This window comes from Chrysanthemum yellows phytoplasma (assembly GCF_000803325.1).
Lineage (GTDB): Bacteria > Bacillota_I > Bacilli_A > Acholeplasmatales > Acholeplasmataceae > Phytoplasma > Phytoplasma asteris.
Genome location: NZ_JSWH01000160.1, coordinates 1 through 403, shown reverse-complemented (window position 1 = coordinate 403; position 403 = coordinate 1). Strand labels below are relative to the sequence as shown.

Annotated in this window: 1 pseudogene; it reads right to left on the bottom strand. The window is 25.3% G+C overall.

Going from position 1 to position 403, the window contains the following annotated elements:
* Window positions 1-339 (bottom strand): annotated as a pseudogene (locus OL66_RS02720) (hypothetical protein); the annotation flags it as partial.
* Window positions 340-403: the final 64 nt, after the last annotated feature.

Below are 403 nucleotides of genomic sequence, written 5' to 3'. Positions count from 1 at the left end.
TCTATTTAAAGCAAAATAAGTAATTTTGGCAGTTTCATTGTTTCGTTCTAAATGGCGCAATAATTGCAATATGACAATTTTTTTCATATCTAAAATATTTTCTTGTAAAAAAACATATAATGTTTCTAAATCAAAATTCGGAGTTAATTTTTGATTACCAAAAAAAACTTTTCTTTTCAATAAAGTTAATGCATATTTTTTTTCTTTGATTTGTTGTAATAAACTTTGATAATAATTTATAATTTCATCATCCAAACTTAAATATTGATGGATAAAATCTTGGGCACAATTCGAAGAAATATTTAATTCAGGGATAATTGCTTTTGTCCACGCATCCACATCAAAATTCGTTGTTTCAGAAAGTTTTTGAGAGTCCTTTTTGATTTCTGATTTGGGCGCATTT